Genomic DNA, 23,769 nt, shown 5'->3' on the forward strand with positions numbered 1-23,769 from the left:
TAACAGTATATTTACCGTTATATTTATTAAAATTCAATAGTTTTATTGTTTAAATCTTCATTAATTTGAGCTGTATCTACTATTTTTGTGGCCAGATCATTTAAATGAAATTCATTAATAATTTCAATGATTTCGTCTTTTTTAGCTTCCCATGCTATTCTATCTAGTTTAAAGAGTCTATATTTTTTGCTTTGAATAAAACGACATAAATCATTTAATTGAATGAATTTTTCAGCATTTCCAACGTAAGAATAATCATCGACTAAAATCGCTAAAACCGGAACATGAGCACATTTTACAATGAAGTCAACTTTTAATGTACCGATTGATTCATTTTCTGCAAGATAGAAACGATCCTTATTTTCAATTCATTGTTGTAAACTTTGCATTATTTCTTGTTTTAATTCTGAAGCGACTGGAATTGTCATTGTTTTGTGATCTTCAAAATCTTCTAAAATTGCTTTTTCGGTGGCGTTTTGGTTAAAATCAATATCTAATAAATTTTGCTTTTCTTCTTCTGAATATTCTAAAAATTCAATTCATTTTTTAAATATTTTCACATCAGGATTATCATTTGGATTATTAATTGAACTTGCTTTAAATGATTTAACAACAATCATTTTATCTTTTGCACGGCTAATGGCAACGTTTAAAGCGTTCATTCCACCACCTCGACCAACATATGTTGCATGGAATGAAGTGGAAGCATCATAAGCCACAGAAGCAATAACTAAATCTGCCTCGTCACCTTGAATATTTTCAATATTACGAAGCATAATTTGTTTGTTCTCTATTCTTGCTTCTAAATCTGGATATTCTGCAAAAATCCTTGTTGTGATAGCTTCTTGTTGTTTTGCATTGAAGCAAAGAATAATAATTTTTTTATACTTATCTTTATTAGCAAGAGTCAAGCGAATAACTTCGTCGATTTCTGCTTCATTTTTTGAACCTTCTCATACTCCATTAACTTCAATAACTTCAACTGGATAATATCCATAAGGCTTTTCTGCAGAGTCAATAACATCTAAATTTGAATTATAGAAATATTTAGAGCTAAAAGTCATTAGTGAAGCGTAATTTGAACGGTAGTTTTTGTCTAAAAGTACATTGTAAACACCAACACTTTTAGCAAAATCTAACAAGCTATCAACATTGCCATAAATTGTTTCGTCATCCGTAACTCTAACTCCGAACCAGTTACTTGGCTTCATTTGTTGATTGTCGCCAGCAAGAATTTTAATTTTAGCTAAATAAAGCACAGGCAAGCCTTTTTCGATAAAAATTTGTGAAGATTCATCTAGGATTGCATAGTCAAATTCTTCTTTTTCTCATGCTGACAAATCAGTATCAGGTGTCGTAATTATAACTGGGAAAACTTTTTTAATTATTTGTGCATATCTTTTAATTAGTTTATAAGGTTCAAGGTTACCGATTCTTACCACAGTTGAAAATTCTTGGTAGAGTTCTTTTTCTTCCTGAGTTAAAGCTGATAATCGCTTAATAATGTTTTTGGCTACAAATCTTTTAATTTGCTTAATGTCTGAAATTCTTTCGTTATTATCTTCAGGCAGGATAGTCATTAGTCCTTTTAATTCATTGAAGTCTTCAACATTTAAATCTTTTATTAATGGTAAAACTTTATTTAAATTTAAGTTTAGTTGCTTTAAAAATGGATATGTAATTTTGACTAATTTGGCTATTCTATAGTATTTTCTGTCTCAAAAACTATATGAACATTTATTTACCTTTCTTACTGACTTAATCATTTCTTTAACGCTTGAAAAGTTTAAATTTTCAGGATAAACATAGCTTGCATCTAATTGTAAAAATGCCTCAAAAATTTCTTGATTAAGTAAATACCAAGAACCAGAAAGATGATGGAGTAACTTAGCATATGTATTAAAATTTTTTTTATTCGCAAAGCTACCAATATTAGTTACGAAAGCAACATCTTGTTTACTAATTGCTCGTAGTGGGCTTAATTTTGCTTCCCCCTCGAAATTTTCTAAATAGTCTAAATAATCTTGGATTGGTTTATAAAAATTATGCTTATTCATGCCTTTATTATTTAAAACAAAAAAGCAAAAAATATTTAAATCTTCCAATCTTTTACGAAGCACTTCAAGAGCTGCTTTTTTTTGTGAACAAACTAAGGAAGTTTTTTGATAAACCAATAAATTTGTCAAAATGTTAACAATTGTCTGGCTCTTTCCAGTTCCTGGAGGGCCTCAAATAATTGTATTTTGATTTAATGAAGAAGCAATAGCTCTATCTTGTGAATAATTAGTTGGAGTAATTTTAAAAATTGAAGTTTTAGGATCAAATAATGCATCCGAAACCTTTTGTTTATAGGTGTTTTTATTAAATTCGACTTTTAAAATTTTATTAAGCTGATCATTGTTGATGATTTCAAGCATTCTATTTCTAACATAGCCACCCACAGGCTGAAATAGTCCTAAAATTAAACCAGGACAAAATTCTAAAGTTGTATTAATTACTGTATCTGTATATTGTTTAACAAAAGGTTGATCTAATTTTAGGTTTGGGTGATAAAGATCATCTCATTTTTCATTGATATATTCAACCATATCTCTAATGCTAAAATTACCAATATTTTCACCAATTTTTAAATCAAAATTGGCATTTCCAAGCAAAAAAAGTAATTTTTCATTCGGTACAATTTCACCGTCACTACTTAAATGAGGTACACCATTTACAATTTTCATGTAAACTTCTTTTAAAAATAAAGGTCCATAAACGGCCTTGCCATCGATGCTAACTTTAACAAAGGCAAAACCAAGGTGCATTGGTCATGAGTTAGTTTCATCGCTTATTTCTTTAGCTCGATTTAAAAATAATTTTCATCGTAATGACTGTCTTTGGTAAAGGAGCTTTATCTCTTCAATTATACTTTCTTTAGCATCATTAAAATTTTTATTTAGTCTGTTTAATTTATTTTCGCTAATTTCAATACCATTTTCATCAAGAATTTGTAGCACTTTTTCAGCTGTATCACCTGAAGTAATTTCATCACTTGCGACAACTAAATTTTGTTCTAATATTGGTATGTTGAAGTTTTTTTGGCGATAGATGATATCAAAAGCTTTTTGTCCAAAAACCTTAAAGAAATCAAAGCTAAATTTGTTATTAATTTTCGCAAAAATAGATGGATCATTAGGCGACACATCTAATAAATTTTGAAGTAAAGTTTCATAATTATTATGGTTATTTTCTTTTAAATCTTGTTTCATTGCAACCTCATTAATATCTACATTAATATTATATATAATAAAAAAATTAAGTCTAAAAAAGCATATAAAAAAAATATTTTGTTCCCAAAAATGCTGTGGTACTGGATATTTGGGAACAAAATAATTTATATACTATCTAGCTGTCTAATTCTTTGCATATACTTAGTGCAATCAAAGGGAAGAGTTTCTTGACTATAAGCTCATAATATCACTAAATAATTAACTAGTATGCGATGTCTCAATAAAAAATCTTCATCATAATTACCATAAGCATCTAAAAATATTTTTGCTTTTTCGTCATCTAATTCAGTGCATTCAATAAAATAAGCTAATTCAAAATGTTTATCACCCATTGATGCATATTCTCAGTCAATAAAAAATATTTTTTTACCAGTATCAATCATATTGAATGGTCAAAGGTCATTGTGAAGTGGAGTTGATTTTTCCATTTTTCTTAAAGTTAAATTAACGTGGCGAAAATAATCATTTAAAACATTAATTTTGATATTTTTTTCTTGAAGTATTTGGCGATATTTTTTAATTCTAGACGCATGATTAGTGGCTGGAAATTTTAAATTAGAATTATGCAAAATAGCCATGTTTACTGCTATTTTAACTAAATTTTCATTAGTTAATTCAGGCTCATTACCTTGAATAATTTCTCAACGGATTTCTTTTTCATTGTTGCTAATTAATTTTGGAACGAAATCAAAGATTTCTAACATTGTATAGTCTAATTTATGGTTAAATCCATTATTTGTTTTGATTTGATAAAACTGATTTTTATCGAAATAAGAAATATTAGTATGTCCTTTTTTAATTAATTCCATCTTAACTCCAAACTTCTATTTTTAATAATTTAATTTAATATTATAATATCAAAACAACAATATCATAATAATTAAGTAGGTGAACAATGGACAAAAGCAAAATTAGAAACTTCTCGATCATTGCTCATATTGATCATGGTAAAAGTACGCTAGCTGATCGGATTTTGGAGCTCACAAACACCGTTAGCAACCATGACATGGATGAACAATTTTTAGATCAAATGGATTTGGAACGCGAAAGAGGAATTACAATTAAGCTTAATGCTGTACAAATTAAGTATAAAGATTTAATTTTTCACTTAATCGATACACCCGGTCACGTCGATTTTTCTTACGAAGTTTCTCGTTCATTAGCTGCTTGCGAAGGCGCCTTATTAGTTGTTGATGCTGCCCAAGGAATTGAAGCCCAAACTTTAGCTAATGTTTATTTAGCACTAGAAAATAACTTAACCATTATTCCTATTATTAACAAAATTGATTTACCTAGTGCTGATATTGAGGCAACTAAAAAGTCAATTGAAGAAGTAATAGGTATTTCAGCTGAAAATGCGGTTTGTGTTTCTGCAAAAACAGGCTTAAATTGCGAAGCTGTTTTAGAAGCAATCGAAAAATATGTGCCTGCACCTGCTGATGCAGATGATAATAAACCGCTAAAAGCCTTAATTTTTGACTCATATTTTGATGAATATCGCGGTGTTATTATGCTTGTAAGAATTTTCAACGGCAAGTTAAAAGTTGGCGATAGATTTAAATTTATGTCAAATAATGCTGAATATCACGTTATTGAACTCGGGGTCAGAAATCCTCACGAAAGCAAAAAAAATCAGCTAGAAGCTGGAGAAGTTGGTTGAATCGCAGCTTCGATTCGGGATGCCAAAGAGGTTGCGGTTGGCGATACTATCACTTTAGTTGAAGAACCAGCTGAAGAGGCTTTACCTGGCTATCGAAAGCAAAAACCTGTGGTTTTTACAGGGTTTTACCCTGTTGATACTCGCGACTATATGGATTTAAAAGAAAGCTTAGAAAAAATTTCTCTATCTGATAGCTCGATTATTTGAGAACAGGAAACCTCTAAAGCCTTAGGCTTTGGTTTCCGTGTCGGTTTTTTAGGAATGCTACATATGGAAATTTTGCAAGAAAGATTAAATCGTGAATACAAAATTGGCATCATTGCAACTTCGCCCACGGTGCAATATAAAATTTATCGTACTAATGGCACAATTGAAATGATTTCTAATCCAGCTTTATTGCCTGATAAAACATTTATTGATCACATTGAAGAACCTTATATTTATGCCTCAATAATTGTCCCTGAATCTTATATCGGTAATGTGATGGAGTTATGTCAAAATAAGCGTGGAATTTATCAAAATATGGAATATCTTGATGGAGCAAGAGTTCAAATAACTTATGAGATGCCTTTGGCTGAAATTGTTATCGACTTTTTCGACCGCCTAAAGTCAACAACCAAAGGTTATGCAAGTTTTGAATATGACTTAATTGGCTATAGAGAAGCCAATTTAGTCAAAGTTGATATCTTACTTAATCGCGAAAAAGTCGATGCGTTTTCAATTATAACTGACGAACTAAGTGCCTATCCAAAGGCTAGAGATTTATGTGAACGATTAAAAGACGCAATCCCAAGACAAAACTTTGAAATTCCAGTGCAAGCTACTATCGGTAATAAAATTATTGCTCGTGAAACAATTAAAGCATTTCGTAAAGATGTTACCGCTAAGCTTTATGGTGGAGACGTAACTAGAAGAATGAAACTTTTGGAAAAACAAAAAGCCGGCAAAAAACGTATGAAAATGCTTGGTTCTGTTGAAATTCCTCAAGAAGCATTTTTACAAATTCTTAAAACAAATATTGATAGGAAATAATTATTTTAACAATATCAGGCATTGATATTGTTTTTTTACTTTCTATTATTGTTTAAGTCTGAAATAGTTAAAAATTAATGTCAAAAGTTCCAAAAAGTAAAAAAAACAGTTAATAATTTATTTTAGCAATAAAGACAATTGACGAATTAGACTTATTCAAAGGCAAATTGGAAACAAATAACTATTAATAGTCCAAAAAACGAAATAACAAAAACACGGCTATTAGCACACGTGTTTTTGTTATTTCGTTTCTAATATATTAATCAATTTGCTAATTCCAGCATTTTTATAATTTGTACCGATGTAATCAGCTTTATTTTTTGCTGAATCTATAGCATTATCCATAATTATAAGTGCACCCAAGATTCCAGCAGCATATGTGTCGTTTCCACTATCGCCAACATGAACAGCATCTCTGATGTTAATATTTGATAAAGAGCAAACTATTGAAGCTGCATTTCCTTTGTTAGCATCTTTATGAGTTATTTCAATAGAATAGCCTCTACTTACGAGGTGAAAAGCAAAATTTGGATACTTTTGGCTTAGTTCATCCATTAATTTTTGCGTACCTATTTCATCTAAACCGAAAACAAGTAGCTTTTTAAAATTTTCAAAATGTGGAATTTCATCAAAAGTTTTAAAAGTGCATTTATCAACTCATGAACGCATAAATTCATTTCTGCTTTGATCTTGATGATAAATTATTCTTTCGCCATTAATTAAAAAGTATAAATTTCGCTTAATAAAATAGCTTATCATTTCCACGCTTTGGTCATAATCCATTGAAAATTCTTTAATTAATTCATCAGTATTTGGATTATAAATTTGAGCTCCATTTAAAGTAATTAAATGCTCACAACCAATTTTTAAAGCTAAATTTTTGGTAAATTCATTATAGCCCCTGCCGGTTGAAAAGGTCACCTTTTTATTTTTAACTAAGTTTTGTAAGGCTTGAATATTTTCATCAGAAATTTGTTTTTCTTCTTCTGGCAAATCCACAACGGTGCCATCTAAATCAAAAAAGTAGGCCTTGATATCAAAATTTAACTCATTAATTTTTTTGCTCATAATTTTCCTTTTTTATTGTGCTACAGTGTTTTGATAACCAAAATCTAAAAATATTTTTAGATAAAACTATAAATATATTTTAATATATATTTTTTACTATTAAAATATATATAAGTAAATATATAAGGATTAAATTATGGTTAAAAACATTAATGAATATGTAGCTAAATATTTTATAACTACTAAAAAGATTCTTGAAGGGGTAGACAACAAAAATATTGTTGTTTTACAATTTTTTCAGCGTGCTGATAATGTTTTATTAGCAGGTATGAATGAAGTTTTAGAATTATTAGAAAAGAACACCGATACAAGCAAATATAAAATTAGATATCTCCCAGAAGGTACAATTATTAACAATAAAGAAGTTGTTTTAGAACTCGAAGGGGTTTGGCAAGATTTTGGAATTTATGAAGGCATGATTGATGGAATTTTAGCTCACAGTTCTTCGATTGCAACTAATGCTTATCATTGTGTACAAGCTGCAAAAAATAAACAAATTATTTTTATGGGTGACCGTGCAGATCACTATTCAATGCATAAAATAGATGGCAAAGCAGTTAAATTGGCTGGTGTAGAAATTGTTTCAACCGATGCACAAGATGTAGATAAAAATGATTCTTCTTTTGGCTCAATGCCTCACTTATTTATTCAAAATTTTGATGGTTCATTACGTGAAGCTTGTTTAGCATATAAAAAAGTTTTTCCAGAGGAAAAAATCATTGCATTAGTTGATTATCACAACGATGTTATAACCCAATCTCTTGAAGCTTATGAAGCTTTAGGCGAAAATTTCGCCGGTGTAAGAGTTGATACTTCAGCGAATATGCGCGATCATATGTTTGATAATGAGCCAGTCAGTCAAGACCAATACGGGGTCAACCCAGAGCAAATTATTCGCTTGAGAAAAGCATTAGATGAGGCAGGGGCTAAAGATGCTATAATTGTAGTTTCATCGGGCTTAAACGCCGAAAAAATTAAATGATTCGAAGATAATAATGCGCCTGTAGATATGTATGGAGTAGGCGGATCGATTTTAAGAATTTGAGTAAACTTTTCAGCAGACGCAACATTGTTAAATGGCCACAAACAAGCCAAGGAAGGAAGAGGCTATCGTCCCAACGATAAGCTAATTACTTATGTCAAAAAGTAATACTTCATTTGTAATGCCTCATTGAGGACCAACCCATGAATATCCTAACGATGCTAAAACTATTTTAGCTATAATTGGCTTAAATTTAGCTTTTGTCATTTTTGGATATTTATTTATTGGCTCATTAAATAGTGCAATTATTTTATCTAACCGCTACAAAAATAGTGATATTCGTGAGCATAATTCAAAGAATGCTGGAGCCACTAATTCTTTAAGAACTTATGGGCTTAAATTTGCCTTATTCGTCTATTTTATAGACTTTTTCAAAACAATTATCCCTGTTTATATTTTGTCCGCATTATGTCAGAGTGCTTGACCAGAATTTAATAAAATTTATTTTATTTCGCCTCAATCATTAGCTTTCGGTACCGTTTTGGGCCACTGCTGACCGATTTGATTTAAATTCAAAGGCGGTAAAGGTGTAGCATGTTCCAGCGCCTTTATGTTGGCTATTAATCCGGTTTTGTTTTTAATAGCGGCTATCGTTTTCTTTAGTACTGTATCGATAAGCAAAAAAGTTTCATTAGGTTCAATAATTTGTTCGGCTTTATTTCCTATTATAACTTTCATCCCATGATTTACTCAAGGAATCACTGGCTTTTGAATGAATAATATTCAATATAGCGATGTAATTACAATCGAATCATTAAGTGAGTATTGATTTGTTTCAGGAATTTATAGCTTAATTACTGCAATAATTGTGATATCTCTTCACCACGGAAACATTAAACGTTTAATTCGTGGTGAAGAAAGAAAAATTAGCTTTAAATCAAATAAAACTAAATAATTATTTGTTACTAAAACATCTGTGCTACAGTGTTTTCAAAAACAAATAAATGCAATTAATTATCTCAGCAAGAGATAATTTTTTTTATATAATTAAAATATGTGAAATTATTTAATTGCCTTTGCAGTTGTCTTTGGATTTTTTAGCTTTCTAGCTCAAGTTTATTTTTTATGAAATTTAAAGGAAAAAGATGATTATTCAATTGAACAAAGAAATACAAAAATTGCACACTATTCAATAATAATAAGCTCGTTTATTGTTTCTATTTGCTTTACGTATTTAATTTTAATGTTATCTTTATTATTAGCTTCTTCACCATTTTCAAAATATTTATATGAAGCACAAAATAGGGGGATAAAAATTGCCACTATTATGTCTTTAGTGGTAATTCAGGTTTTCCCAACAATGATTTTAGCTTATGTTTTGAAGTTTTTAATTTTAAGAAAATACCACAAAAATTTTACGAACTAAAAAAGGTTTGGTAAAATTTATCCATGCCCAAGTGGTGAAATGGTAGACGCTGCGGACTCAAAATCCGCTGCCGCGAGGCGTGCAGGTTCAAGTCCTGTCTTGGGCACCATATGATTAAATTCAATTAAAATTCTCCTTTTGCAGGAGAATTTTTTTATTCAGATGGATACATTTGATTTAGAATTGCACTTTTAGCTTCATCACCTTTTAGTACTTTAACAATTTCTATGGCAAAATCAAATGATGCACCTGGACAGCTTGCTGTAACAATTTTATTATCAACATTAACTTTTTTTGTGCTTCTATTTATACCAACATTATAGTTTCTACCACATAATGGGTATGACGAATAACGGCATTCTACAGGCAAGATAGATCTATGCATTAGCATATTTGGGGCATCGCAAATCGCAAAGATATATTTATCTTTAGCTAAAAAAATTTTAACAATATTTTGTGCTTTATCGTCATTTAATAATATTTTTGCACCTTGGCCACCAGGGATAAAAAGCGCGTGATAGCTTTCTAAGTCAATTTGATTAGTTGTTTCGAATTTTGTTAAACCATATTGTCCTTTTATTGCTTTTGCATCAGTGCTAAAAAAAGTTATTTTTTCAAATATATTGGCAACCTTTAAAACTGATAGGGTTGTACTAAGCTCAATATCATTATAATTATCAAAACCTAAAACTAATAAATTCATTTTTTCTCCTTTATACTAAAAACACTGTGCTACAGTGTTTTCAAATTATTGAACTTTAACTATTTTTGCTCTCTTCTTCACAATAAATCTTCAAATTGCAATAATTATTAAAGCAAGAGGGATTAAAATTGTTAATGTTACTATTACAAAATAAACTTTAATTCATATACTATTGCGTTCTTTTTTTGCTCGCTCAACTTGCGAATGAATTTCTATAGCTTTTTCCCCTAATAAATCTGAAAAATCAGATAATCTTTTTCGATCAATTAGTTTCAAAGTGATATATAAAAGTGTAATTCCAATCATTACTAAAACCATAATTAATGAGAAAATAGTGGTATCGCCAAAAGCTTTATTCAACACAGCTGGAATATCATAAGTTAATTGAATTCTATTTCCAAATTCTCCATCATAAGAAATGTTAATTTTACCAATTGAATAAATGCCATAAATTATGCCTGTAATGACACTCATATATGTCAAGATAAATATTAAATACCAAGTTAAATTTACGCCTTTAAGAGTAATATTTCGATACGCAAGATAAAAAGTGGTATCTGACATGTAATCGCCACTTTCTAAGGCATTGCGGTAGCGCTGCTCAGCATGTTTTCATTTTAACTTATCGATAGCATGCTTAATTAATAACAGTAAAAATATTACACTTAATGTTCCAAAAATAATTTTATATGATAAATAATTATTTTTAAAAACACCAATATTAAAGTAGGTTAAAGTAAAGATTAATAAACTTGAAACAAATAAAATTGAATAAAACAAAATGATTAAGTTTTTAATTAATTTTTCAGCAAAAATAACCCTATAAACACGAGGCGAAATTTGGTTTTTAGGGTCATTATAGGTTTTCTTTGCCTTGCTTTCTAGGTCGATTGAGTGATTATTTTGTATTACTTCAACAGTGTCAATATCATTAATTGGTGTATATTTGGCCATATTTACTCCTAATATTATTATATATTAAAAGAAATTTATATTTTATGTTATATTATTAATATTTTTTTAATATGGAAAAAATAAATTAAGAAATTACCAAAAGCACTATACAACAACTATTCTGGTAATTTATACTAAAGAGATTATCTTAATTCTTTTCGCTTTGAATAGAAAAATTCATCAACATAGTTTTTTAAGTCGAATTGCTTATTTTTTTAATTACTGTGCCTTTTATTTTAGAAATAAATTCTTTAGCTTCTTATTTTAATTTACCACAAAAGATATTAGTTAGTTCTATTACTTTAATATCTTCAAAGTTTGAATAACCTCATTTATCAAAATATTTTTAATAACTATAAATGATTCGTTAGCATTTTTAGTATATTTAATAATTGATTTATTTTATATCATTAAGTGATGCATCAGTATAAAGTTTGAATGCTTCGCGAACATTGTGTAGCATTGTATTAGGCATAAGACAATATAATAGTTATAAAGCTAATATCTTTAAATGTTTATAAATATACTAATTAATAAAATTAATTCCTATTTATTAAAACCAAAGTGCCAAAATTTCTAAAAAATAGAAAATTAGCAGTTTTAAAAAAATAGTTCAAAATAACAAGATAAAAAATTATAGTAGCTTACAAAACTGTGAAAAATCACACTTTTGTGAGCTAACTACTAGTTTCTATCTAAAAAAGTTGTTGTTTATCACACTTTTGTGAGCTAAAATGTATAATATCGTTGAGGTCAATTATGATAGCAAGAGATGAATATTTAAATAAATTAATTAATAAGCAAAATAATGACAAAATTAAAATTATTACTGGTTTAAGGAGAGTAGGCAAAAGTGTATTACTTTTTGATCTATATTACAATCATTTGATGCATAATGGGATTAAACCTGAAAACATTATTAAAATTCAATTAGATACGTTACAAGGCGCATTTTATCGTGATATTTTTGAATTAATTAATTATGTGAAAGCCAAAATAACCACCGATGAAAACTACTATTTATTTATAGATGAAATTCAACTAATTAAACCAAAACAAGTTAATGACGAAATAATTGGTATTTATGAATTATTAAATGAACTAGCAAACATCAAAAATTTAGATGTGTATGTTACTGGCTCAAATTCTAAGATGCTTTCTAGTGATATCGCCACAGAATTTCGTGGTCGTGGCGATATCATTAAAGTTTATCCCTTATCATTTAAAGAATTTTTAAGTACATATAAACATAAAAATGAATGTTTTAAGGATTTTTTAATTTATGGATCAATGCCCAAAACTGCTGCACTACAGACAAAAGAGGAAAAAAAAGAGTATTTAATATCTTTAGTAAATAATGTTTATATTAAAGACATTATCGAAAGATACAAATTAAGAAATAATAAAAATGTTTTAGATGACTTACTTAAAGTTTTATCTTCTACTTCTGGTTCATTAACTAATTCAGCTAGAATAACCAATTATTTTAAAAACAATATGCAAATTAACATAGCTCCAGCAACTATAAACAATTATCTAGATATGCTTTGTGAATCATTTTTATTAGATAGGGTTTCACGTTATGATGTTAGGGGTTTAAAACATATTGGATCACCGCTAAAATATTATTTTGCTGATAGTGGTTTGAGAAATGCTTTTTTAAATTTTTCTGAAATTAATTACTCATTTTTAATGGAAAATGTTATTTATAATGATCTAATAAGAAGGGGTTATAGTGTTAGTGTCGGAGTGGTTGAAAGTTATGACACTATAAATGAAAGTAAAAAAAGAATTAATTATGAAGTTGATTTTGTAGCACAAAAAGATAATGAAAAATACTATATCCAAGCTGTATATGCTTTAAATAATGACACCAAAATCACCCAAGAAAGCAAGTCGTTTAATCGAATTAGAGATTCATATAAAAAAATAATAGTAACTAATGACAATATAGATTCTTATTACAATTCTAACGGATATTTTTATGTAAATGTTCAAGAATTTTTATTAATGGATAAATTTTAATGAGCATCATTTATACTAACTTTTAAAAAATTTGGCTAAAAATAGCCATTTTTTTGATAGTTTTGCATAAATAAGGTTATTTACCACTTTTTTACCATGCAAAACGTTTTTAAAGTATAATAAATGCGTTATGTTAAGTACAAAATATATTTTCATGTCTAATATTACAATGTTTGCGATTAATATTTTTATTGCGAACTAGTTTTTTGTGGCATGCGATATTGAGTAAAGTTCATTAAGCAGGTCACGAGCAAAGACCTGCCAACATACAAAAAAGTCTATAGAGGAGCTTTTAATAATAGTAAATAGTTGAGCAGGCATGCAAAGATGCTATTGAAAGGATATAAAAGCCGAATTATTTAAGTAGGCATACTTAAGTAATGGTAACAATGCATAACAGTTTGTTACTCTTCGAAAAATTCGTTGGTGCTATAGCTACAATTTAATAAATAATTTTTGTTAACTTGTAAGGCTTTAGCTTTACAAGTTTTTTTCTTTCAACGGTTAAAGCACACTTGTTAAGTACTTTTCATGACATATAAAATTATGCTAAAAAGCCTATAGTATAGCTTTTTTAGGCTACGAAAGGAAAATATGAAATTAAAAAAAGTTTTACTGTCAATGACAGCAGTATCCACTCTTACTTCAGTTGCTTTAGTAGTAAGCTGTGGTCCAAAACAAAAGAAAGATGTTGAATTAAGTGAAATTACTAATGAAATAGAAGCTAGAGGCTTCAAAGGTGAGGTTTCTAAAAAATTAATTGAATCATTTGCTGTTGAAAGGGAATCTGCTAAGAAAGCAAATAAAATTGCTACCGATTTCGCAGATGAAGGAATTTTTCGTGCACTTTACAGCACTGAATATTCAGAAAAATCATATGAAATCGATAAATCAGCAGCCTATGGTTCATTATTAAATATACCTGAAGACGCTTTAGTGTCAGGATTAGTCAGAATCGAAAGTATCGGTAGGCCACACGTGATGGAGGAAAATGGCAAGAAAGAAATTAAATATCCTTCACTTAACCGCCTTAAATTAGAATTAGCTGACAAAATTATTGTTACCGTTGATGGCAAGGAGCATGTATTTGACCAAGATGATGTTGATACATATCCAAAACCTGATAAAGATGGAAAATACTATAATAACACTAGATATAAAGCTTATTCTACTAATAAAAATAGTGTTAACTCGGAAAATTTCTTAGAATCCTTAAAAAAAGCAACTAAAGTTCAATTTGCAATCCGTAAAGATGTTTTCTGAAGCAAACAAAATGGCGAAAAAACAAATTATACTGTTAATGGTGAAGATTTCTGGATCTCATGATTAAGAACTAACTATTTAACAAGCCAAAGACGTTGAAAAGACTTACCAGCAGGCTCAGTTAAAACGAAAAAAGTTAAGGGTAAGGATGGAAAAGAAACAGAAGTACTTTATACTGAAATTGATGAAGCAGCAGCATTAACAGCATCAGAGGGTACAAATTACTTTACATCACAAAGAAGATACCCTAACAAATATTTATATGCACTTTATGGTGTAGATGCTGATAAATTTGATAAAAAAGAAACATTTGTTTCAGAATATCAAGGTCAGTCAGCTGTAACGTTCGAAAAAACAGCGGCTAGTCAATCAGCTTTATGATATGACTTAATTACAAATATCATTGCATCAGGATATGAATTTGTACCTGCACCATCAAAATACATTAAAGAATTAGATGAAAAAGAACAATGAATAGTTAAACCTTTTGAATCTGATAAAACAGGTGGCAAATCTAAAGAACAAATTACACAAGAATTAAAAGATAAAATTAGGCTTTTAGAGAAGAATAACCCATTAAGAACTTCTGGTATTTACTGATATGGTGTATCTAATGAAGGTGTTTTAGGTGTCGGCCCATATCTATACAAAGGCTACAAGAAAAATGGCGAAGTAACTTTAGAAAAAAACCCTAACTACTACGACAAATTATTTGTAAATAACACTAAATCTGGTGGTTTAAAACAAACTGGAATTAATAAGATTGTCTTAGCTTACAAAAAAATTGACGACAGTCAAATTAAAACAACTTTATATCAAGAATTCATAAGCGGTAGATTAGCTTCAGTACAATTTTCACAATTAGAAGCATCAGCTGAAAATGAAGTTAAACAAAACCCAGAAGTTTATGGATTAAGCTATGCTAAAGAATACAATACTAACAAATTAAGAACTGAGTTAACACCACAATTATTACCATCATTTGACGCAACAGAAACTACAGCCGAAAACCTTGAATGATACAACGATAACTTCGCAAAATTAATGTATGGTGTTTCAAAAGAAGAATTAACTAAAGTTCAAGATCAAAAAGCGGCTTCAATTTTAAGCACATCATATGCAGGAACAGGTTTAGTCTTTAGAACAATTATCGGTGCAGCGCTAAACCATGCACACTTTACTAACCAACTATACTCAAGCAAAACCAGACCATGATTAGTTTATGTACCACAAGATGGACAAATCGGTGGAACTGATGCACTTAACTCAGATAAAAAGACCCCAATTGATTACTATGACACATTAAATAGTGTCTATGCAGTAGATAAAGACATAAACAAAGTCAAAGATAAAAATAACAAAACTGAGGTATCTGTTAAAGATGCTACAGACGCTATTTCACAAACTTCAGGTGATGGAGCTTATAAATCACCAATGTTTGAAGAGCTTAAGAGTGCAATGAAACAACTACTTGATCAAGTTTATCGAACATATAACATTCCAGCTACTGAAAAAATCGAATTCTCACTAATTCACCGTTACACAAACTGAGGGCCAATAAGCTTTGAAACAGAAAGTAAAAAATTAGTTGAGACATTAAACCAATTAGATAGTAGATTAGATATTAAATATGAAAAATATGGCAAAAATGAAATTCCAAAGATTTATGCCTCATTATTCTACAATAAGGCTTGAGTAACTGCTGCTGGATGAGGCAATGACGTTGACAACATTGGTTCATCATGAGATGGTATGATTAATGTTTCTGCTGGTATTGGTGCATTAGGATTATTAGCTCATGATGAAGTTGCACAAAACAAATTAAAAGCTTCATTCCCTGAAGTTGTAGAATTAGCAAAAGCATTTTCAAAATACATTGATGATAACTCAGCAGCTACAGCTTCAAATGATAAATTATTTGTTGTGCCTGAAGAATTAAAACCAGTTAACTGAAAAAATATGCCAATTCACGTTGTAGGTACAATCAGTGACAACTTTGTACACATCGAGAAAAAGGAAAACAAATACGTAATCAGTGAAAAAGCTAATACTGCTACTGATTTAGGTACAATTAGAGCTCAATTCCTATTAACTTATGCACGTAATCAAACAAACGCTAAAAACATTGAATTAACTAAACAATTAGCACACTGAATCGGTATAACTAATTATGACAATGAAAAGAATGTTTTAAAAGAAACCTTTTCACCAGTTTTACTTGCTCCAACAATGTTAAGAGCTGACACCGGTGAAAATGGATTATGATTCCAAGATATCATCCTAATCTAGTATTTTGTTCCCAAATTAGCTGTACTACAGCTTTAAAGTTAACAATACGAAAAAATATAAAAATATAAAAAAATATTAAATTGTTCCCAAAATAACTGTAGTGCAGTATTATTGGGAACAATTTTTATTATTATCATTCTTTGAATAATATATTAATACTTTATAATATTAAGAGATATTTATATAAATAGTTTAGATTTATAAGAGAGGTAATAATGATCAGATATATGCTGAAGCGTTTGGGGTTAGCGATCCTGACACTGCTGATAATTTTAGTTTTTGCTTATGTTATGATATTTCTTTTTGCAGATACGCCATACGATAAGCAACTACTAAAGCCAGGTTTAAAACAACATGAAATTGCTGCTATCCAAAACAAAATAAATCAGTATCGTGAAACTCCTCTTCACGTTGCTTTTTGAGGATATGTAAAGTCATTCTTTGATAAAGAACATCCATTTGGTGTAATTTACAATGAAACAGCTAACTATAAAACCATTCCTGAATTGTTCTTTTATCCAATTAGATGAACAATTTTAGTTTCATTGCCAGGCTTTATTTTGAGTTCAATTTTAGGTACTATTTTAGGTATTTTCGCTGGTTACAAACGGGGAACAATTTGAGATACAATTATTAATATTTTTATCTTAATTTTTATTGCTATACCAAGTTTTATTATGGCACCAATTATCTTAAATATTTCACGTAGAATTGGTTTTGACATTATTTTTAGATATCCTGAAGATGTCGGCTCAAGCTGAGGAAAAACAATTTTAAGTTTAATTCCAGCCATTGTAACAATAACTTTTTCATCTTTAGCTGTGTACACAATGTATGCACGTAACCAAGTTGTTACTGTTTTAACAAGTAACTATATTTTAATCGCTAAAGCAAAAGGATTGTCAAAAACAAGCGTCTTTTTCAAATATGTTTTTAGAAATATTTCAATTCCTCTTTCGGCAATTATACTCCCTTCATACATTGGATTATTAAGTGGTAGTTTAATTATTGAAACATTCTGAGGAATTCAAGGTACATCAACAGTTATTGTTCAAGCTTTTCCAAATGCTGAAATCAATATTGTTATGTTTAACATCTTCTTCTTCACCTCTTTAAGCTTATTTACAGACATTTTGGTCGATGTATCATATGTTCTAATTGACCCTAGAATTAAATACCAAGCTTCAAGTGGTATTAATATCTTTACAATTTTAAAAGCTAAAAAATATCGTAAACAACAATATAAAGAGCTACAGGCTCAAAAATTAACTATGGAAGGAGGCAAATAATATGAATTCTTCAGAATTTAACCGCAAGTATCAGCTTTCAGAAAAAAATATCGTTAGAATTCATTTAGCTAAAGAACGCCAACTTTCATCAAGCTTAGGCGGTAAACCAAAAGTTTTAGCCGTTGAAATCATTAAAAGATTTTTTAAAAACCCTGCTGTTTTAATTTCCACAATTATTTTAATTTCACTAATTATTGCTGCTTTGATTTTTAGATATACATCAATTCACGAACCAGGAAAAGAGATTTACAATGGAACTTATTCATCGGTAAAATCAATCCCTAGTGTTGACCGTGATTATAATATTATCAATGATGATCGTCTTTTGAGAAACATAGAATTAATTAAAAAGAATCCAAGTTATGCTGCACTATGAGATAGCGTAAAAATTGATCAGGTCGGTCTTAATAAATGAGGACACTATCGTGACATTTTATTTGCCAACAGAATTTACGAATTAACTCAACAAGAAGGTCGTAAACTAGCTAATGAATTAGTTCAAGCTTGAGGGCTAAACTTAGACGCTGAAGGTTTTGAAAATCTACAAGCTCTTTTAATAACTCCTGATTTAGTTGCTGATTTTATCCAAAAAACACCAAGAATTTACACTTTATTAGGAACTAACCAGCTTGGTAAAGATATTTGAACAACAATTTGAGCTGGTACCTTAGAAAGTTTAATGTTAGCTTTCTCAGTTGCAACAATTGAAATGATTATTGGTGTAGCTGTTGGTGCATACTTAGGTTTTCACACCGGTAAATGAATCGATAGCGTCATGATGCGTGTCATCGAAATTTTCCAAGCTCCACCATCAATTATTTGAATTTTAATGTTCGTAAGTATTGGCGGTTCAAACCTATGGGTTTTATTCGCTGCCTTAATTTTTACAGGCTGAACGGGTCCAATTGGTGTTACTCGTTTATACATTATTACCGTGAAAGACGAAGAATACATTACAGCTTCTAGAAGTATCGGTGCTAAAACTAGCCGTCAAATCTTTATCCACGCATTACCTGCTATCATGGGTAAAATTGCAATGTTCTATGTTCGTCGTATCCCAAGTATTATCCTTTCTGTTGCTTCATTAGCATTCTTAGGATTTTTCAAAGGTGAAGGATCAAATAACTTAGGGCAATTTATTCAAGAAAACTCAGGTAGTGCTGGCACTAACCCATGAATTTTAGCTCTTCCAATCTTAATTTTAGTAACAATTAGCTTAACGATGCAATTTATTGCAATTGGCTTACACGATGCCCTTGATCCAAAAGTTATTAAGCTTAAAAAATAACACTTACTTTAAACTAAAAAAAACTAACTACGTAGTAAAAAAAAGAAAGAATAATTATGCAAGAAAATAAAACAATTAATATTTCTGAAGAAGCTAAAAGTAGACATATTCCAGCTCGCTTGATTGCCGAACCATTAAAAGAAGGCAAATTATTAACAGTTAGAAATTTACGTGTTGACTTTAAAAACGGACGCAAAAATTTTATTCGGATTGTTCGTGGCTTAGATTTAGACATCCAACAAGGCCAAATTGTTGGCCTTGTTGGTGAAAGTGGATCAGGCAAAAGTGTTACCAGTAAATCATTAATCAATGTTAACGAAGGAGCAACCATGGTTGCGGACCAAATGCAAATTCTTGATATTGATTTAACTAAAATTAAGAAAGAAAAAGACTGACAAAAAATTCGTGGACAATACATTGGCTATATTCCACAAGATCCTTTAACAAGCTTAAACCCAACAAGAAAAATTGGTAAGCAATTGCTTGATGCTTTAAACATCAATAAAGACTGAAAAAATAAACCCCTTAAAGAGAAAAAAGACTATTTAATAGGCTTATTAGAAAAATTTGGTATTCGTGATGCTAAGGATGTTTTTGAACGATATCCTCATACTCTTAGTGGTGGTATGAAGCAACGGGTAGTTATTACTATGGTTGTTGCTTTAAATCCTAAATTAATTATTGCTGACGAACCAACCACAGCACTTGACCCAACTGTTCAAGCCTCAGTATTAGCTTTATTTGAACAAATTAGAAGCAAAATGAACATTAGTATCATTTTAATTAGCCACAACATTAGCGTTGTAGCTAAATTCTGTGATTATATTTATGTAATGTATGCCGGAAAAATTGTTGAACGGGGCACCAGAAAAGATATTTTCACTGACCCAAGACACCCATACACATGAGCTTTAATCTCAGCTATTCCTGAAACCTCGCAAGAAAGACTTTACAACATTAAAGGTACACCTCCGGATATGGAAAACTTACCTTTAGGTGATCCTTTTGCTCCACGTAATGAATACGCTTTAGAAATTGATTTTTACAAAGAACCACCTCTTATCGAAGTTAATTCACACCATAAAGCTGCAACTTGACTATTACACCCTGATGCTCCAAAAATCGAATATTCACATGAATTAAAAGTTAGAATCGATAGCTTTAGAAAGGCATTTAAAGATGATGCAAAATAATGACAAACAAAAAGAACCAATCATCGAAATTCAAGGCTTAAAAAAATACTTCCATAACGGAAGCATCGTAAATAAAGCTGTTGATAATATCTCTTTTAACCTATACGAAGGCGAAATTGTCGGTCTTATCGGTGAATCAGGCTCAGGTAAAACCACAGTGGGTCGTTCATTATTGCGTTTATATGATGATTTTAACGGCTTCGTAACACTTAATGGTAAAGTAATTTCAGGTAAAAGCATCTCTCAACGTGATACAAGATATTTACGTCGCAATATTCAAATGATCTTCCAAGATCCGCATGCTTCTTTAAATGGTCAAAAAAATATTTTCTCAACTTTAAAAGAACCATTAATTGTTAACGGTATTATCCGTGAACGCATTAAAGATATTTTTAGCGACTGAAAAGATGTTAAAAAAATGTTCTATTATACTTTCCAAGAACGCTATTTAAATCTAACTTTACAAAACTGAGAAACTATCAACTCGGTATCAAAAGAATTTTTCCCAGAATGAATCGAACGTCTAAAAGGCTATGAATATGATGATTCGTTAACTCTAGAAGATAACTTTAATAACTTTTTTGGCTACTTAGAAGAAAAACAGGATATGGAAAGTATCATTGTTAATAATATGTATCGTAATACCGATAATCTTATTAATTTTTACTATGAAAAACAACAAGATTATCGCGACAACAACTTAGAATACGATGAAAGTGCCATGGTTAATGCTTTAGCCGATTATAAAAAAGCTCAAAAATTAGTAGTAATGTCAATTGAACAATATGAAGCTCAAAAAAAATTGAAATTAGCTAAAGCAGAGTTAATGAACTTTAAGCAAGAACAACGTGAAAGTATGATTAGCAACAAAAACACTTTCCGTAACTTTGCTTCAGAATTTAAAAACGACAAACGTATTTCATATGTTGCTGCTTTAATGACTTATGATTTAGATACTCATACCCACCATATTAAACAAATTATTTTAAAAGAAAAACTACGCGAGGAAGTTAAAAAACTTGCCTTAAAATGCAAATATTTAACTTATCGTGAAGCTCGCGATACAGTTGATCAATTAGTAGCTTATGCGTCTTCATTTTACCAAGATTATTTCATTGATGTTGAATATAGTCCAAAAATTAAGCGTCAACTTAAAGAAATTATCCGTAAACAATTTAAGTTCGATTCTTCAAAAGCTGAACAATTATCAATTGAAAATGAACTAGCTTACAAAAATAAATTAAACGCATATAAATCTCAAATTGCTTCATATGAAAAAATAATCAAAGATAAATCAATTAAGCCTTCATACACACAAGAACAACTAGAAACATACAAAAAAACTTATGAAGAAGCTTATAGAATTAATAGAGAAAATTTAGCTGCCTTTTTCTTAGAATATAAAAATACTATTAGTCAATTAGCTCAAAAAACTAGTGATGCTTATAATTTATATTTAGAATTAGTGCAAATGAAAACTAAAGCTAATCAACTTTTTGAAATTGTTCAAAAAAGCTTCTTTACAGTGCTAAAAGACAAATTAAGTAAATTAACTAATGCAAACGAAAAAGCAGATTTAAAGAAGCAAATCTCTTTATTCCATTCTAAAATTTCATCAAAATGACAAACTCTTAAATCGTTTGATATTGAAACCAAATTCTTACGAAGAGATATCCGTTCAATAAAAAGCTTATTAGGTATCGCTTTTAATGAAAAAAATCCAACCAAATACACTAGCAAGAAATTTAATTTCTGCATCAAGCATAAAATTTCAAGCTTATTAACAAAAACAACAATTTACAAAGCTTTAGAAGATGTTGGATTATTAAAACAGTTTGCTTATCGTTATCCTCATGAATTCTCGGGAGGACAACGTCAAAGAATTGTTATAGCTCGTGCTTTAATTACACAACCTAAAGTTATTGTTGCTGATGAACCTATTGCTTCGCTTGATATTTCTATCCAAGCGCAAGTTGTTAACTTGTTAAAAGATTTATGTGAGCAAAAAAATATTGGTTTAATTTTCATTGCCCATGACTTATCAATGGTTGAATATATCGCTAATAGAGTTCAAATAATGCACTTGGGTAAAATTGTTGAAAGTGGCGACACAGCCAAAGTTTATGCACACCCAACGCACCCATATACAATTAACTTATTCAAAGCAATTCCTAAGATTTCAAACTCAAATGAAAAATTTACAAACATCAATTTCGAAATTGAATACCTTAAAGGTCAACAATATCCAAATGTGCCAACAATGTATCAAATCGAAGATGATCACTATATTTATGGAACTGATGAACAAGTTAAAAAATGATGTGCTAATGACGCATCACTAAATCCTGTTTCTGTAGCTAAAAGTACTGTAGAAAAACAAAATTCGCAACAAGACACAAAATCAAGCATCATTAACCATGAAGCTTTTGATGGCTTAGAAGAAATCCCATTAGATATTCAATACACACAAGTTATCGATCACGAAAAGATAAATAACTTAGATTTATTAGCAAAAGACAATATTAAAAAATCAGCAGAAAATCTTAATAAAAATGATGAATCTTTAACTAAAACATCAAAAGAAACAATTCAAGCTCATGATAAAGATTCAAGCTTATCTACTAAACAAACTGTTGAACCGGTTAAAAAATCAAAAGCAAAAAATGCTAGTGTTAAAGAGGAAACAAAAAAAGTAGTCGACATTGAATCATTATCTGGTCACTATAAAAACAGAAGAAAAAACGATATTGTTGCTAAATGATATCAAAAAACAAAAGCTAAGAGAAAGCCTGTTAAATAATGAACCTCCGAGAATATTATTATCAAGGCTTTAGCAAAAATAAATTAATTCATTTTTTAGTTGTTTTAAGTATTTCTTTACTAATTGGTGTTATCTACTTTTTTGTGGCAACATTTAAATTTGGTCTTTCTAAAGCAATTGTTTTGAGTAACACATTTTTTGCACCAGGTGTAACTTTATGTTGTTATTCAATTGTTCTTCCTTCTTTTTTAAACGGTCTAGGCAGCACAATTTTTAAGGCCCGTGAAAATCGAAGAATTGACACACTTAAAAATAAAATTGAATCAGAAAGATATAAATCATCAACAATAAGAAAAACAGAAAATATTGTTGCTTGAGAAAAAGAATATGAAAGATTAGTTAAACAAAAAGAAATTAATGCAAATACACCACGTAATAATTTAATTTACTATTACATGCTTTTAATTGGTGTAGTTTTATGCTTAATTGCTCTAATAATTTATTTTGCGATGAAATAAAAACCTCGTTAATATTTAACGAGATTTTTTTATTTTTTTACCTTTA

General features: G+C 29.6%; 16 protein-coding genes, 1 tRNA gene and 1 riboswitch. Of the genes, 12 read left to right on the top strand and 5 right to left on the bottom strand.

The annotated features are described in order from the left end of the window. Positions 1-26: 26 nt before the first annotated feature. Both T385_RS0103270 and T385_RS0103275 read right to left on the bottom strand, forming a co-directional pair. Positions 27-3,251 carry a DEAD/DEAH box helicase gene (locus T385_RS0103270; RefSeq protein WP_051677983.1) on the bottom strand — a complete coding sequence of 1,075 codons (3,225 nt, stop codon included), beginning with the start codon at positions 3,249-3,251 and terminating at the stop codon, positions 27-29. 125 nt (positions 3,252-3,376) lie between these two features. Next, a complete protein-coding gene (locus T385_RS0103275; protein ID WP_029906524.1) occupies positions 3,377-4,081 on the bottom strand; it encodes a phosphotransferase family protein in 705 nt (234 codons plus the stop codon). 86 nt (positions 4,082-4,167) lie between these two features. On the opposite strand from T385_RS0103275, the gene lepA reads away from it, so the two are divergent. Continuing rightward, complete coding sequence (gene lepA, locus T385_RS0103280) at positions 4,168-5,964, top strand: translation elongation factor 4 (protein WP_029906525.1); 1,797 nt, start codon at positions 4,168-4,170, stop codon at positions 5,962-5,964. 240 nt (positions 5,965-6,204) lie between these two features. Here the strand turns inward: lepA and T385_RS0103285 are convergent, their stop codons facing one another. Beyond that, positions 6,205-7,032: an HAD-IIB family hydrolase gene (locus T385_RS0103285; RefSeq protein ID WP_029906526.1), complete on the bottom strand. Its 828-nt coding sequence runs from the start codon at positions 7,030-7,032 to the stop codon at positions 6,205-6,207. Positions 7,033-7,168: 136 nt separating this feature from the next. Between T385_RS0103285 and T385_RS0103290 the strand changes: the two genes are divergently transcribed. The 4 genes from T385_RS0103290 to T385_RS0103305 all read left to right on the top strand — a co-directional run bounded on the left by T385_RS0103290 (position 7,169) and on the right by T385_RS0103305 (position 9,549). Further along, positions 7,169-8,182 carry a nicotinate phosphoribosyltransferase gene (locus T385_RS0103290; RefSeq protein WP_029906528.1) on the top strand — a complete coding sequence of 338 codons (1,014 nt, stop codon included), beginning with the start codon at positions 7,169-7,171 and terminating at the stop codon, positions 8,180-8,182. Continuing rightward, positions 8,169-8,969: a glycerol-3-phosphate 1-O-acyltransferase PlsY gene (plsY, locus tag T385_RS0103295; RefSeq protein WP_245601779.1), complete on the top strand. Its 801-nt coding sequence runs from the start codon at positions 8,169-8,171 to the stop codon at positions 8,967-8,969. The genes T385_RS0103290 and plsY overlap by 14 nt, the downstream gene beginning before the upstream one ends. Positions 8,970-9,068: 99 nt before the next feature. After that, positions 9,069-9,440: a hypothetical protein gene (locus T385_RS0103300; RefSeq protein ID WP_029906532.1), complete on the top strand. Its 372-nt coding sequence runs from the start codon at positions 9,069-9,071 to the stop codon at positions 9,438-9,440. Positions 9,441-9,465: 25 nt separating this feature from the next. Further along, positions 9,466-9,549: transfer RNA gene (locus T385_RS0103305), tRNA-Leu, on the top strand. A gap of 45 nt (positions 9,550-9,594) precedes the next feature. On the opposite strand, the gene T385_RS0103310 is transcribed toward T385_RS0103305, so the two are convergent. Together T385_RS0103310 and T385_RS0103315 are read right to left on the bottom strand one after the other, a co-directional pair. Then, positions 9,595-10,143 (bottom strand): DJ-1/PfpI family protein, encoded by a 549-nt coding sequence (locus tag T385_RS0103310; RefSeq protein ID WP_051677984.1) that lies wholly within the window; start codon positions 10,141-10,143, stop codon positions 9,595-9,597. 45 nt (positions 10,144-10,188) lie between these two features. Continuing rightward, entirely contained in the window at positions 10,189-11,097 is a 909-nt protein-coding gene (locus T385_RS0103315) for an MSC_0882 family membrane protein (RefSeq protein WP_029906535.1), read from the bottom strand. A 759-nt stretch (positions 11,098-11,856) separates the two neighbouring features. On the opposite strand from T385_RS0103315, the gene T385_RS0103320 reads away from it, so the two are divergent. The 7 genes from T385_RS0103320 to T385_RS0103350 all read left to right on the top strand — a co-directional run bounded on the left by T385_RS0103320 (position 11,857) and on the right by T385_RS0103350 (position 23,723). Next, positions 11,857-13,122, top strand: coding sequence for an ATP-binding protein (locus T385_RS0103320; protein WP_245601782.1), 1,266 nt, complete (start codon positions 11,857-11,859; stop codon positions 13,120-13,122). 273 nt (positions 13,123-13,395) lie between these two features. Then, positions 13,396-13,562: riboswitch (Lysine riboswitch) on the top strand. A 154-nt stretch (positions 13,563-13,716) separates the two neighbouring features. Next, positions 13,717-16,674, top strand: coding sequence for an OppA family ABC transporter substrate-binding lipoprotein (locus T385_RS0103325; protein WP_029906537.1), 2,958 nt, complete (start codon positions 13,717-13,719; stop codon positions 16,672-16,674). A 227-nt stretch (positions 16,675-16,901) separates the two neighbouring features. Then, positions 16,902-17,963, top strand: a complete 1,062-nt coding sequence (locus T385_RS0103330; protein ID WP_245601784.1) for an ABC transporter permease — start codon at positions 16,902-16,904, stop codon at positions 17,961-17,963. A 1-nt stretch (position 17,964) separates the two neighbouring features. After that, entirely contained in the window at positions 17,965-19,251 is a 1,287-nt protein-coding gene (locus tag T385_RS0103335) for an ABC transporter permease (RefSeq protein WP_029906539.1), read from the top strand. Between the two features lie 56 nt (positions 19,252-19,307). Further along, entirely contained in the window at positions 19,308-20,444 is a 1,137-nt protein-coding gene (locus T385_RS0103340) for an ABC transporter ATP-binding protein (RefSeq protein WP_029906540.1), read from the top strand. Then, positions 20,431-23,244: an ATP-binding cassette domain-containing protein gene (locus T385_RS03765; RefSeq protein ID WP_084276676.1), complete on the top strand. Its 2,814-nt coding sequence runs from the start codon at positions 20,431-20,433 to the stop codon at positions 23,242-23,244. Before T385_RS0103340 ends, T385_RS03765 begins: the two co-directional genes overlap by 14 nt. After that, on the top strand, positions 23,244-23,723 hold the full coding sequence (locus tag T385_RS0103350) for a hypothetical protein (protein WP_029906542.1): 480 nt from the start codon (positions 23,244-23,246) through the stop codon (positions 23,721-23,723). Before T385_RS03765 ends, T385_RS0103350 begins: the two co-directional genes overlap by 1 nt. Positions 23,724-23,769 lie beyond the last annotated feature (46 nt).

The organism is Mycoplasmopsis opalescens ATCC 27921 (assembly GCF_000712185.1).
Lineage (GTDB): Bacteria > Bacillota_I > Bacilli_A > Mycoplasmatales > Metamycoplasmataceae > Mycoplasmopsis > Mycoplasmopsis opalescens.